Here is a 12,625-nt window from a genome sequence, read left to right on the forward strand (position 1 = left end):
CCAGTTTCATGGTTGAACACGGGCCCGTGCAGGAGCTGCCGCAGGCTGCGATCTTTTGATCTTGTTCGTTAAAAGCAAGATCAAACGATCGCAGCCTCGTTTCACTCGTCAGCTCCTACAGGGGATATTTCAGAAAATCAGAATTTCAGGGCAGCCGCCTTGGCGGTCACTTCCGTACCCTGCTGGCCGCTCGGGCCGATCAGTTGTACCTGAATTTTCTGAGTGGCCGGGAAGGTATTGAAGAGGTTCGCCAGATCCAGGGTCTTCAAGGCACCCGGTGCAGCGCAACTGAATTGATAGTGCGCGTGGATTTCGCTGTGATCGTGGTGATGCGCTTCACCGCCCTTGGCATCTTCGTCGTGATCATCATCGTCATGCTCGTCGGCAGCCGGCTTGTCGCCGAACAGCGGGCTTTCCAGTTCCTGGCCGGTGACCTTGCAACCAGCAGCGGCCGGCAGGTTGAACAGCACCAGCGGGTTTTCCAGTTTGGCGCGGGCGGCGGCGACCTTGGCCTTGTCGGCGTCGGAGGTGGCGGCATGTTCGAAGCCCACCAGGTTCATCGCCGGGCTTTCCAGTTCCAGCTCCAGAGTCTGGCCGTCGAGTGCGGCGTTCAGTCGGCCGACGCCATGTTCGTGGGCACCGAGACTGCCGTGCTCGTGGTCATGATCGTGCTCATCGGCGGCGTGGGCGATGGCCAGCGGCAACAGGGCAAACGGCAAAGCGAGCAGCAGACGACGCATGGCGGTCTCCGGAAAGTAAAGTGAAGAGTTTGTTATGTAATCTTATAACGAAAGCCCGCAGAGTTTGCCCGTGCGCTTGGCGTTGCACAAGTCCCGTGGGAGCATGCAGGACAGAAATGTGCAGGAGCGAAGCAGATGTTGCGGATACGCGGAACCGTCGGCGCGATGCCGGTGGATTTGACGGTGGAGCTGGATGACAGCGATTGGGTGAAGCTCGGTTCGGCTCTGAATGTGCAGTCGCCGGCTCAGCCGGAGATGGCGGTTGCCCCTGCAGCCAAACCGCTGAATCAGGACGATGCGTTGTGGCAGGTTGCGCAGGATCTGTTGCGCAAGGCCGGGCAGCTCAGCGGGCCGGATTTGCTGGAGCAGCTTGAGGGGCTGACCGGCAGCGCGTCGGCGGGCAAGCGCCTGCTCGTGCGCTTGCGCCACAGTTCGGATGTAAAAGTGGTGAGTGGCGGGGATACGCCGCTTTACAGCTGGATCGAGTGAAACGAAAAAGATCGCAGCCTGCGGCAGCTCCTACAGGTTCATCCGCAAAATATGGATGAACCTGTAGGAGCTGCCGCAGGCTGCGATCTTTTGATCTTAATAAAGCGCTGCGAACACTTTACGGCGGTAAGCGGTCACCAGCGGATGATCGTTGCCCAGCAGTTCGAACACCTGCAGCAATGTCTTGTGCGGCAACCCTTCGCCATAACTGCGGTTCCGGATGAACAGCTTGAGCAACGCCTCCAGCGCCGCTTCGTATTGCTGACGAGCCAATTGCTGGATCGCCAGTTGATACACCGCTTCGTCGTCCTGCGGATCTTTGGCCAGACGCGCCTTGAGGTCGGCGGCATCCGGCAGGTCGCGGGCCAGACCGAGGAACTTGATCTGCGCCTTGGCCCCGGCCAGTGCAGCCTTGTGTTCATCGCTCTTGACTGCGTCGAGCACGGTTTGCGCTTCGCCCAGTTCGCCGCGCTCGGTCAGGCAGCGGGCGTAGAGGATCAGCGCCTTGGCGTTGCTGTTGTCTTCGGTGAGCATGACCACCAGCGCGGCTTCTGCTTCAGCGTAACGACCTTCATCGAACAGCGCCTGAGCCTGTTCGAACGGATCGGCGGCGGCCGGCGGTGGCATCTGCACATGCGGCTCAAGCAGGGCGCGCACGGCGGATTCCGGTTGCGCACCGGCAAAACCGTCGACCGGTTGGCCGTCCTTGAACAGCACCACGGTCGGCAGGCTGCGAATGCCGAAGCGGGCGACGATGTCCTGCTCGATGTCGCAGTTGACCTTGGCCAGCAGCAGTTCGCCCTGATAGCTCTCGGCAATGCCTTGCAGCATCGGCATCAACGCCTTGCACGGCGCACACCATTCGGCCCAGAAATCCACCAGCACCGGTTTGTTGAAGGAAGCTTCGATCACCGACTGGTCGAAATCGGCAGTCGTGGCGTCGAAGATGTACGGCGTTTGCTGACTCATGGGGAATCTCGTAAAAGCGTGGATGGGGCAACTATACGGCTTGGCGGGGTGTGGCCGGAAGCGGTCAGTCTTTGAGAGGTGTGTTGCCTGCCAGAATGCTTTCGCGAGCAGGCTCTCTCCCACATTTGGAATGCGTTACCCCTGTGGGAGCGAGCCTGCTCGCGAAGCTTTTAGTCACGCCGCGCATGGTAAAGACTGACATGTCTGAACTCTTCCGGCTCAGCCAGGTCCGGCAAGGTCATCGCCTCAAGCATTTCAATGCGCTCATACAACGGATGACGAAAATCCCGAACCCGAGAATCCGCCACCAGCGCCTCGCGGCCACGGCTGAGAAACGCGTCGAGCAGCGGCAGGTTCTCGCGGTCGTAGAGCACGTCCGCCACCAGGATCAGATCGAAGCGATCAGCCTCGGCAAAGAAGTCCGTCGAATAACTCATCTGCACATCATTGAGTTCAGCGTTGGCCCGACACGCAGCAATCGCCAGCGGATCCAGATCACAGGCCACCACTTCCAACGCTCCGGCCTTGACCGCCGCAATCGCGGCAATCCCGGAGCCGGCGCCAAAATCCAGCACCCGCTTGCCGCGCACCCACTCGGGAAACTCCGCCAGATAACGCGCCACCGCCAGGCCGCTGGCCCAGCAGAAACTCCAGTAGGGCGGTTCGTGGAGGATGCGCCGGGTTTCGTCCGGGCTGAATTCACGATCCATGTTGTCGCCGTCGATCAGCCACAACTGCAAATCAGTGCCCGGCAGTGCGCAAGCCTTGAGCCGCGCATCACCGAGCAACTCACCCAACGGCTGTTGCAGATCAAGCGGTGCCGTCATGGTGCTTTGACAAGTTGCAGCTGGCCCAGCGCCTGAGTGGTCGGCTGGGTGATGGTCTGCGACGGCAGGTGCAGGATCAACTGGCCGGACTGCGTGGCACGACCGCGCAGCTCGACCCGTGCGCCGGCCGGAAATGACTCCGGATTGAAGCGCAGGCGGAACGGCAAAATCTGGTTGTTGCCGATCAGGCTGGAACTGGCGAGCAGTTGTTGCGGGCGCGATTTTTCATCGATCACCAGCAGCGCCAGTTCGACTTCGGCCCCGGCCGGCACGCCTTGCAGGGTGCCGCTCAGTTCCCGTTGATAGGCCGGCAGGGGGCCGAGGTCAGCAGCTTCCCGGGCTTTTTTCTGCGCCTGTTGCGGCGCCGGGCCTGGTGTCGGCGGCTGCGGCTTGGGTTTGTCGCTGCCGCAGGCCACCAGCAGGGCGAAAAGACTGAGCAAAACGAGCGGTCGTAGCGGCATTGGCAGCTCCAGCAAAATGAAATCCATGGATCAAATGATCATGGCAGTCTGTATACCGCAAACCCTATGGCTTGTCTTGCCACCGGGATGCGCTACCATGGCCCTCCCTTTTTTTGTTGCCAGCCACCATGCACTGTCCCTTCTGCGGTGCCAACGACACCAAGGTCATCGACTCGCGTCTGGTCGCCGAGGGCGAACAGGTGCGCCGCCGGCGTGAATGCCTGGCCTGCGGCGAACGTTTCACGACATTCGAGACGGCCGAACTGGTGTTGCCGCGCCTGATCAAAACCGACGGCAGCCGCCAACCGTTCGACGAAGAAAAACTCCGCGCCGGCATGCAACGCGCGCTGGAGAAACGTCCGGTGAGCGTCGAGCGCCTCGAATCCTCTCTGGTTCACATCAAGCACAAGCTGCGCGCCACCGGCGAGCGCGAGGTCAAATCCCTCGTGGTCGGCGAACTGGTGATGGCTGAACTGCAAAAACTCGATGAAGTGGCCTATATCCGTTTCGCTTCGGTGTACCGGCGCTTCCAGGACCTCAACGAGTTCCGTGAAGAGATCGACCGCCTCGCCCGCGAACCGGTGAAAGAATGACCCGCGCCGCCGAGCAGGCGATCCTCGACGCCCACTTCATGGCACGCGCGCTGGAGCTGGCGCGCAAGGGCCACTACACCACCCATCCCAATCCCCGGGTTGGCTGCGTGATCGTGCGTGACGGGCAGATTGTCGGCGAAGGCTTTCACGAGCGTGCCGGCGAACCCCACGCCGAAGTTCACGCCCTGCGCGCCGCCGGTGAACGGGCCCGGGGCGCCACGGCTTACGTGACCCTTGAGCCGTGCAGCCACCATGGGCGCACGCCGCCGTGCGCCGATGCGCTGGTGACTGCCGGCGTTGCTCGGGTGGTCGCCGCGATGCGCGATCCGAATCCACAGGTCGCCGGGCGTGGCTTGCAGCGTCTGAGCGACGCCGGGATCGCTACCGAAAGTGGCGTGCTCGAAGCCGAGGCGCGCCAGCTCAATCAAGGTTTCCTGAAGCGCATGGAGCACGGCTTGCCGTTCGTGCGGGTCAAGTTGGCGATGAGTCTGGACGGTCGCACGGCGATGGAAAGTGGCGAGAGCCAGTGGATCACCGGCCCGGCCGCGCGTTCCGCCGTGCAGCGTTTGCGCGCGCAGGCTGCCGTGGTGTTGACCGGCGCCGATACCGTGCTGGCCGACGGCGCACGTTTGACCGTGCGCGCCGACGAACTGGGTCTGAATGCCGAACAAACCGCACTGGCCATGAGCCGTCCGCCGCTACGGGTGCTGATTGACGGGCGCCTGCGGGTGCCGTTGGATGCGCCGTTCTTCAAGGCCGGCCCGGCGCTGGTCGCCACCTGCATGGCGGTCGAAGAGCAATACGCCAACGGCCCGGAATGCCTGATCGTGCCGGGTGATGACGGTCAAGTCGATCTGCAGCAGTTGCTCATCGAACTGGCCAACCGTGGCGTCAACGAGGTGCTGGTCGAGGCCGGCCCGCGTCTGGCCGGCGCGTTTGCCCAACTCGGTCTGGTCGACGAGTTCGTGATCTTCATCGCCGGCAAGTTCCTCGGCTCCTCGGCGCGGCCGCTGCTGGACTGGCCGCTGGCCTATATGAAGGACGCTCCCGAGCTGAAAATCACTGAAATCCGCGCGGTTGGCGATGACTGGCGAGTCACTGCGACGCCAGTCGTTTCGGCGAGCGTATAATTCCTGGCCATCGCCTTAGCGCTGGCTTCGTTCTCAAGGAGAACCCCATGTTTACCGGCATCATCGAATCCATCGGCAGTATCCGTGCACTGACCCCCAAGGGCGGTGATGTGCGGGTGCATGTCGAAACCGGCAAGCTCGACCTGAGCGACGTCAAACTCGGCGACAGCATCGCGGTCAACGGCGTCTGCCTGACAGCGGTTGAACTGCCGGGCAACGGCTTTGCCGCCGACGTCAGCCGCGAAACCCTCGACTGCACTGCCATGAATGACCTGAAAAGCGGCAGCCCGGTCAATCTGGAAAAAGCCCTGACCCCGACCACCCGTCTCGGTGGGCATCTGGTCAGCGGTCACGTCGATGGTGTCGGCGAAGTGGTGTCGCGCAGCGACAATGCCCGCGCTGTGGAATTTCGCATTCGCGCGCCGAAAGAACTGGCCAAGTACATCGCCCATAAAGGTTCGATCACCGTCGACGGCACCAGCCTGACCGTGAACGCGGTCGATGGCGCCGAATTCCTGCTGACGATCATTCCCCACACCCTGAGCGAAACCATCATGGCTTCCTACAAGCCGGGCCGCCGGGTGAACCTGGAAGTCGACTTGCTGGCGCGTTATCTGGAGCGTTTGCTGTTGGGCGACAAGGCTGCAGAGCCGACGTCCGGTGGCATCACTGAAAGCTTTCTGGCCCAAAACGGCTACCTCAAATCCTGAAGCTCTAAATTCGAAAGAAGGGGGGTGCCTTGTGGCGCTCAATAGCATCGAAGAACTGGTTGAAGACATCCGCCAAGGCAAGATGGTCATCCTCATGGATGACGAAGACCGCGAGAACGAAGGCGACCTGATCATGGCCGCCGAGTGCTGCAAGGCCGAGCACATCAACTTCATGGCCAAGCACGCCCGTGGCCTGATCTGCATGCCGATGAGCCGCGAGCGCTGCGAGCTGTTGAAGCTGCCATTGATGGCGCCACGCAACGGTTCCGGTTTCGGCACCAAGTTCACCGTATCGATCGAAGCTGCCGAAGGTGTCACCACCGGTATCTCCGCCGCCGACCGTGCGCGCACCGTGCAAGCGGCGGCGGCAAAAGACGCCAAGGCTGAAGACATCGTCAGCCCGGGCCACATCTTCCCGCTGATGGCTCAGGCCGGCGGCACCCTGGCGCGCGCCGGTCACACTGAAGCCGCCTGCGACCTCGCACGCATGGCCGGTTTCGAGCCAAGCGGCGTGATCTGCGAAGTGATGAACGACGATGGCACCATGTCCCGTCGCGCCGAACTGGAAGCTTTTGCCGCCGAACACAACATCAAGATCGGCACCATCGCCGACCTGATTCACTACCGGATGATCCACGAACGTACCGTTCAGCGGATTGCCGAGCAGCCGCTGGACAGCGAACTGGGCCAATTCAACCTGGTGACCTATCGTGATTCGGTGGAAGGCGACGTGCACATGGCCCTCACACTGGGCACCGTTTGCGCCGAGGAACCGACCTTGGTTCGCGTGCACAACATGGACCCGCTGCGCGACCTGCTGATGGTCAAGCAACCGGGCCGCTGGAGTCTGCGCGCCGCGATGGCTGCGGTGGCCGAGGCCGGCAGCGGTGTGGTGCTGTTGCTCGGTCACCCGCTGGACGGCGACGTGTTGCTGGCGCATATCCGCGAAACCGCTGATCAGGCGGCGGTGAAAAAACCGACCACCTACAGCATCGTCGGTGCCGGTTCGCAGATCCTGCGTGACCTCGGTGTGCGCAAAATGCGCCTGATGTCTGCGCCAATGAAATTTAATGCGATATCCGGTTTCGATCTGGAAGTTGTAGAATACGTGCCCTCCGAATAATGACCGGTCGTTTCCGGCATTGTTGACGTAGATCCTTGTGGTGAGGGGATTCATCCCCGACGGGCTGCGCAGCGGCCCTATTTGGTTGGGACTGCTGCGCAGTCCATCGGGGATGAATCCCCTCGCCACAGGGTGTAGTCGAACAGCAATGCGGTGTTTCCGGTCATGAATTTGTGGCTAATATCACTGAGGGATGCGTACGAAACGTGTCCCGGCTCTTTAAGAGATCTGACGAATGACCCTGAAGACCATCGAAGGTACCTTCATCGCCCCTAAAGGCCGCTACGCTCTGGTAGTGGGCCGTTTCAACAGCTTCGTGGTTGAAAGCCTGGTCAGCGGTGCAGTTGATGCCCTGGTTCGCCACGGCGTGAGCGAAAGCGACATCACCATCATCCGCGCGCCTGGCGCCTTCGAAATCCCGCTGGTTGCGCAGAAAGTCGCCCAGAAAGGCGAGTTCGCAGCCATCATCGCCCTCGGCGCGGTCATTCGTGGCGGCACTCCGCACTTCGAATACGTGGCAGGCGAGTGCACCAAGGGTCTGGCCCAGGTGTCCATGGAGTTTGGCGTACCGGTCGCGTTCGGCGTCCTGACCGTTGATTCCATCGAGCAAGCCATCGAACGTTCCGGCACCAAGGCCGGCAACAAAGGTGCTGAAGCTGCCCTGTCCGCTCTGGAAATGGTCAGCCTGCTGGCGCAGTTGGAGGCCAAGTGATTAGCGACGATAGCGATCGTTTCAACCCGCGCGATCCGAAACCTGCGGATGCCGGCAAGCCATCGAAAAGCGCCAAGCGTCGCGAAGCCCGTCAGCTCGCGACTCAGGCTCTGTATCAATGGCATATGGCCAAGGCTTCGCTGAACGAGATCGAAGCGCAGTTCCGCGTTGATAACGATTTCACCGATGTCGATGGCGCGTATTTCCGCGAAATTCTCCACGGAGTTCCGGCGAACCGCACCGAAATCGACACCGCGCTCAAGCCTTGCCTGGACATCGAAATCGAAGAGCTGGACCCGGTTGAACTGGCCGTTCTGCGCCTGTCCACCTGGGAGCTGCTCAAGCGCGTCGACGTGCCGTACCGCGTTGTGATCAACGAAGGTATCGAGCTGGCCAAAGTCTTCGGTTCGACCGACGGCCACAAGTTCGTCAACGGCGTACTCGACAAGCTGGCTCCGCGCCTGCGTGAAGCTGAAGTGAAGGCGTTCAAGCGCTGATACGCGCTTGAGACCTCATGGGCGAGTTTGAGCTGATCCGCAATTTCTTCGCCGCCGCGCCTTGTGCGCAGGGCGGCGAAGGCGTTGCTCTGGGGATCGGCGACGACTGCGCCTTGCTGGCGGTTCCCCCCGGGGAACAGCTGGCGATCTCCACCGATACGCTGGTGGCCGGCGTGCATTTCGCCGATCCCTGCGATCCGTTTCTGCTCGGTCAGCGCTCGCTGGCCGTCGCGGTCAGCGATCTGGCCGCCATGGGCGCCACGCCCGTTGCCTTTACCCTTGCCCTGACTGTGCCGACGGTGACCGCCGATTGGCTGCAAGCCTACGCCCGCGGTTTGAACGGCATGGCGCAGAGCTGCAGCGTCGCGCTGGTCGGAGGCGACACCACGCGCGGCCCGTTGAGCCTCACGGTGACGGTGTTCGGCCGCGTGCCGGCCGGGCAGGCCTTGACCCGCAGCGGCGCACAACCGGGCGATCTGCTCTGTGTTGGCGGCGAGCTGGGCAATGCTGCCGGGGCGTTGCCGCTGGTGCTTGGCCAGCGTGAAGCCGAAGCGGATATCGCCCAGCCGTTGCTCGATCATTACTGGTCGCCCCAGCCGCAACTGGCTCTTGGTCAGGCGCTGCGTGGCAAGGCCACTGCGGCTCTCGACATCTCCGATGGCCTCCTTGCCGACTGCGGGCATATCGCTCTGGCTTCGCAGGTTCGACTCGAAGTTGAACGTGAGCGCGTGCCGTTGTCCGATGCTTTAGTGGCGTTTCTCGGCCAGCGCGGCGCGGAGCGGGCGGCGTTGAGCGGCGGCGATGATTACGTGCTGGCCTTCACGCTGCCGTCCGTCGAGTTGCCGGCGTTGCTCGCCGATGGCTGGCCGATTCATGTGATCGGACGGGTGGTGCAGGGTCAGGGGGTAGCGCTGCTGGATCGCGAAGGACACGACATCACCCCGCAAATCCGGGGTTATCAACATTTTCAGGAGACACCGTGACAGATCACCCGAAACAGGTTCCGGCCGAATTCGTTCCGCCGTCGGTCTGGCGCAATCCCTGGCATTTCCTCGCGTTCGGCTTCGGCTCAGGCACCTTGCCGAAAGCGCCGGGCACGTGGGGTTCGTTAGTTGCGCTACCCTTTATCCCGTTGTGGCAGATGTTGCCCGACTGGGGTTACTGGCTGATGCTCGGGATCACCATGCTGTTTGGCTTCTGGCTGTGCGGCAAGGTTGCCGACGATCTGCGGGTTCACGATCACGAAGGCATCGTCTGGGACGAAATGGTCGGGATGTGGATCACCCTGTGGCTGGTGCCGGAAGGTTGGTACTGGTTGCTCGCGGGTTTTCTGGTGTTCCGTTTCTTCGACATTCTCAAGCCATGGCCGATCCGCTGGATCGACCGGCATGTCCACGGCGGCGTCGGTATCATGCTCGACGACGTGCTGGCCGGTGTGTTCGCCTGGCTGGCGATGCAGGGGCTGGTGTGGATTTTCGCCTGATCCGCAGGGGCCGGGTTCGGTGAGGAGGCTTGGGATGGCTCGACGCTGGCTGGCGTTTGTGTTTTTTGCCTTGCTGGGCACTGTCGCCAGTGCGCAAGACGCTGTGCCGACGCCTGCGGTCATCCATCTGGCCAGCGAAGACTGGGAAGACTACACCGCCGCCGACGGCCATGGCCTGGGTTGGGACGTGCTGCGCAAGGTGTTCGAACCCGTCGGGGTGAAACTCGACATTCGCAGCGAACCGTACACCCGCTCCGTGGGCCTGGCGGAGCGCGGCGAAGTCGATGCCTGCGTCGGTTCGTATAAAAACGAGGCCAGCGACCTGCTATACCCGCGCTGGAACTTTGACACCGACCACATCTACGCGCTGGGCCTGTCGAGCAGTCCTTCACCGACTCCGGAGACCCTCGGCAGCTATCGCCTGGCCTGGGTGCGCGGCTACGACTATCAGGATTATTTGCCCAATGTGCGCAACTACAATGAGGTCGTGCGACGTACCGGGATCCTGTCGATGCTCACCCACAACCGCGCCGACTATTACATCGATGCGCAGACCGAAATCGATTACGTCGTCGGCCGGGCCAAGGATCCGACGCAGTTTCACAAGACCCATATCGCCGAATTGCCGCTGTATCTGTGCTTTGCCAATACGCCGCAAGCGCGCACATTGATGGCGCTGTTCGACAGGCGCATGGAGCAACTGGTGAAGAGTGGCGAGCTGAAGCCGATTTTCGAGCAGTGGCAGCAGCCATATCCGTTTTAGACGAACTGATGCGAACCCCTGTAGGAGCTGCGGCACGCTGCGATCATTTGATCTTGATCTTAAAAAAACGGATCAACAGATCGCAGCCACGTTTCACTCGACAGCTCCTGCCGGGATCCCTGTTGTCCGAGGAGTTATCAAACTTTTTGATCGTTATGCCCGATAATTCAGCCTAAGCGTCTGCAGGAACCTGCTGTTACAATGCCGGCCTGCGAATCTTCAGACTTTTTTAGATCAGGAGCACACCGGTGCCTGTCGTTTTTGTCGCCGCTTCCAAGCTGCCAACGCCTTTTGCGCAATTCACCATGCACGGTTTTCTCGATGAGGCCACCGGCCGCGAGCACGTGGTGCTGAGCCTGGGTGATTTCGCCGACGGTGCCCCGGTTCTCGGCCGGTTGCACTCCGAGTGCCTGACCGGTGACGCGCTGTTCAGCCAGCGCTGCGACTGCGGTTCGCAGCTCGAAGCGGCGCTCAAGGCCATTGCCCGTGAAGGCCGTGGCGTGCTGCTGTACCTGCGTCAGGAAGGTCGTGGCATCGGTCTGCTGAACAAGATCCGCGCCTACGAGTTGCAGGACGGCGGCGCCGACACCGTTGAAGCCAACGAGCGTCTGGGCTTTGCCGCCGATCAGCGTGATTACGCCATGTGCCTGCCGATGCTCGAGCATCTGGGCGTGAAGTCGCTGCGTCTGATGACCAACAACCCGCGCAAGGTCAAAGCCCTGACCGACATGGGCATCGTCGTCGCCGAGCGCGTGCCGCTGCACACCGGCCACAACCCGCACAACAAACTGTACCTGGCGACCAAGGCCAGCAAGCTCGACCACATGATGGGCAACGAGCATCAGGGCGAGGTCGACCGCGCGTGACCCGCGGTCAGGTGCGACGCCGCCTGGCGGTCGACTGGTGGAAATACCTGGCGCTGGCGCTGGTGCCGCTGTTTGTCCTCAATGGCCTGTTCGGCCAGGGCGAAGGCATTCTGCCGGTGCTGGCCATGCCGTTGTTCATTGCCGGCGTGGCCTCGATGTTTGTCAGCCTGAAGTTTTTCGGCCGCTACAAGCACGCGCTGATCGCCACGCAAAAAGCCCTCGATACGCCTGACGAACCCGCAGCCTGGATTGCCTTGGCGGCCCGGCGTCGCAGTGCATTTCTCGCGGCCGCACTGCCGGCATGGATCGGCGCGCTGGCGGTGTTCGTCGGCCTTGAAGCGGTACCGTTGATGCTGCTGGCGCTGTCCACGGCCGTGCTGTTCTACCTCTACCGTATCCCGCGTCAACTCGGCTGATGCGCCGTCTGTGGCTGGCGGTTCTGCTGCTGGTCTGTGCCGGCCCGGTGCTGGCGAGTCTGCGGGTGGTCAGCCTCGCGCCTTCGCTGTCTGAAATCGTTGTCGAGCTGGACTCGGCCGATCTGCTGGTTGGCGTGCTCGATGCCGGCGAGCGTCCGGCTGCGCTCAAGAATGTCCCGTCAGTGGGGCGCTACGGTCAGCTCGACATGGAACGTCTGCTCAGCCTCAAGCCGGATTTGTTGCTGTTGTGGCCCGGCAGCGTCGGCCCCGCACAACGCGATCAGCTCAAACGCCTGAACATCCCGACCTACGTCGCCGAGCCACATAATCTCGAACAGCTGTCTGCGCAGATCGAGACTATCGCCGCGCAACTGGGGCGACCTGAACGTGGGACGAAACTGGCGGCGGACCTGCGCCAGAAACTCGCTGAGCTGCGCCAACGCTATCGTCGGAACACGCCGCTGAAGGTGTTCTATCAAGTCTGGGACAAGCCGTTGTACACCGTCGGTGGCGGGCAGATCATCAGTGATGCGCTCGAAGTCTGCGGCGCACACAATGTGTTTGCCGACCTGAGTTTGCCGGCCCCGCAGGTGAGTATCGAAGCAGTGCTGCAGCGCGATCCGCAGGTGATACTGGCCGGTGAGCAGGCCCAGCTCGATGCATGGAAAGACTGGCCGCAGGTGGCAGCAGTGAAGCAGGGGAAACTGCTGTTGGTTACCGATAAAGGCCTGGAGCGCCCAAGCGGCCAAATGATCGATGCCACCGCCAAACTCTGCCAATTGATCGCGCCTGACCGCTGAAGCCGAGGTGACTTCTTCGCGAGCAGGCTCGCTCCCACCGGGGGAT

At 62.0% G+C, this 12,625-nt stretch carries 17 protein-coding genes; 13 read left to right on the forward strand and 4 right to left on the reverse strand.

Features of this window, described 5'->3' with window-relative positions; genetic code table 11:
- Positions 1-137: 137 nt before the first annotated feature.
- Complete coding sequence (locus BW33_RS27075) at positions 138-740, reverse strand: DUF2796 domain-containing protein (protein WP_047602504.1); 603 nt, start codon at positions 738-740, stop codon at positions 138-140.
- 135 nt (positions 741-875) lie between these two features.
- Between BW33_RS27075 and BW33_RS27080 the strand changes: the two genes are divergently transcribed.
- Positions 876-1,229 carry a hypothetical protein gene (locus BW33_RS27080; protein ID WP_047602505.1) on the forward strand — a complete coding sequence of 118 codons (354 nt, stop codon included), beginning with the start codon at positions 876-878 and terminating at the stop codon, positions 1,227-1,229.
- 96 nt (positions 1,230-1,325) lie between these two features.
- Here BW33_RS27080 and trxA read toward each other — a convergent pair whose 3' ends face one another.
- The 3 genes from trxA to BW33_RS27095 all read right to left on the reverse strand — a co-directional run bounded on the left by trxA (position 1,326) and on the right by BW33_RS27095 (position 3,486).
- Complete coding sequence (trxA, locus tag BW33_RS27085) at positions 1,326-2,198, reverse strand: thioredoxin (protein ID WP_047602506.1); 873 nt, start codon at positions 2,196-2,198, stop codon at positions 1,326-1,328.
- Positions 2,199-2,368: 170 nt separating this feature from the next.
- Entirely contained in the window at positions 2,369-3,025 is a 657-nt protein-coding gene (locus BW33_RS27090) for a class I SAM-dependent methyltransferase (RefSeq protein ID WP_047602507.1), read from the reverse strand.
- Complete coding sequence (locus tag BW33_RS27095; RefSeq protein WP_047602640.1) at positions 3,022-3,486, reverse strand: YbaY family lipoprotein; 465 nt, start codon at positions 3,484-3,486, stop codon at positions 3,022-3,024. Before BW33_RS27095 ends, BW33_RS27090 begins: the two co-directional genes overlap by 4 nt.
- 128 nt (positions 3,487-3,614) lie before the next feature.
- Between BW33_RS27095 and nrdR the strand changes: the two genes are divergently transcribed.
- The 12 genes from nrdR to BW33_RS27155 all read left to right on the forward strand — a co-directional run bounded on the left by nrdR (position 3,615) and on the right by BW33_RS27155 (position 12,579).
- Positions 3,615-4,079: a transcriptional regulator NrdR gene (gene nrdR / locus BW33_RS27100; RefSeq protein ID WP_003228656.1), complete on the forward strand. Its 465-nt coding sequence runs from the start codon at positions 3,615-3,617 to the stop codon at positions 4,077-4,079.
- Positions 4,076-5,209: a bifunctional diaminohydroxyphosphoribosylaminopyrimidine deaminase/5-amino-6-(5-phosphoribosylamino)uracil reductase RibD gene (ribD, locus tag BW33_RS27105; protein WP_047602508.1), complete on the forward strand. Its 1,134-nt coding sequence runs from the start codon at positions 4,076-4,078 to the stop codon at positions 5,207-5,209. Before nrdR ends, ribD begins: the two co-directional genes overlap by 4 nt.
- Positions 5,210-5,256: 47 nt before the next feature.
- Positions 5,257-5,919, forward strand: coding sequence for a riboflavin synthase (locus tag BW33_RS27110; protein ID WP_047602509.1), 663 nt, complete (start codon positions 5,257-5,259; stop codon positions 5,917-5,919).
- Between the two features lie 31 nt (positions 5,920-5,950).
- Positions 5,951-7,042 carry a bifunctional 3,4-dihydroxy-2-butanone-4-phosphate synthase/GTP cyclohydrolase II gene (gene ribBA, locus BW33_RS27115; protein ID WP_007966103.1) on the forward strand — a complete coding sequence of 364 codons (1,092 nt, stop codon included), beginning with the start codon at positions 5,951-5,953 and terminating at the stop codon, positions 7,040-7,042.
- Positions 7,043-7,277: 235 nt separating this feature from the next.
- The gene (gene ribH, locus BW33_RS27120; protein WP_003228649.1) at positions 7,278-7,754 is read left to right on the forward strand and encodes a 6,7-dimethyl-8-ribityllumazine synthase; all 477 of its coding nucleotides are present in this window, start codon (positions 7,278-7,280) and stop codon (positions 7,752-7,754) included.
- The gene (nusB, locus tag BW33_RS27125; protein ID WP_047602510.1) at positions 7,751-8,251 is read left to right on the forward strand and encodes a transcription antitermination factor NusB; all 501 of its coding nucleotides are present in this window, start codon (positions 7,751-7,753) and stop codon (positions 8,249-8,251) included. The genes ribH and nusB overlap by 4 nt, the downstream gene beginning before the upstream one ends.
- A gap of 17 nt (positions 8,252-8,268) precedes the next feature.
- Positions 8,269-9,234 carry a thiamine-phosphate kinase gene (thiL, locus tag BW33_RS27130; protein ID WP_047602511.1) on the forward strand — a complete coding sequence of 322 codons (966 nt, stop codon included), beginning with the start codon at positions 8,269-8,271 and terminating at the stop codon, positions 9,232-9,234.
- On the forward strand, positions 9,231-9,734 hold the full coding sequence (locus tag BW33_RS27135) for a phosphatidylglycerophosphatase A family protein (RefSeq protein WP_007910933.1): 504 nt from the start codon (positions 9,231-9,233) through the stop codon (positions 9,732-9,734). Before thiL ends, BW33_RS27135 begins: the two co-directional genes overlap by 4 nt.
- Positions 9,735-9,768: 34 nt before the next feature.
- The gene (locus BW33_RS27140; protein WP_047602512.1) at positions 9,769-10,497 is read left to right on the forward strand and encodes a substrate-binding periplasmic protein; all 729 of its coding nucleotides are present in this window, start codon (positions 9,769-9,771) and stop codon (positions 10,495-10,497) included.
- A gap of 248 nt (positions 10,498-10,745) precedes the next feature.
- On the forward strand, positions 10,746-11,363 hold the full coding sequence (gene ribA / locus BW33_RS27145) for a GTP cyclohydrolase II (RefSeq protein ID WP_027612931.1): 618 nt from the start codon (positions 10,746-10,748) through the stop codon (positions 11,361-11,363).
- On the forward strand, positions 11,360-11,779 hold the full coding sequence (locus tag BW33_RS27150; RefSeq protein ID WP_047602513.1) for a hypothetical protein: 420 nt from the start codon (positions 11,360-11,362) through the stop codon (positions 11,777-11,779). Before ribA ends, BW33_RS27150 begins: the two co-directional genes overlap by 4 nt.
- Positions 11,779-12,579, forward strand: coding sequence for a cobalamin-binding protein (locus BW33_RS27155; RefSeq protein ID WP_047602514.1), 801 nt, complete (start codon positions 11,779-11,781; stop codon positions 12,577-12,579). Before BW33_RS27150 ends, BW33_RS27155 begins: the two co-directional genes overlap by 1 nt.
- Positions 12,580-12,625: the final 46 nt, after the last annotated feature.

Origin of the sequence: Pseudomonas sp. RIT288 (assembly GCF_000631985.1) — a bacterium.
GTDB lineage: Bacteria > Pseudomonadota > Gammaproteobacteria > Pseudomonadales > Pseudomonadaceae > Aquipseudomonas.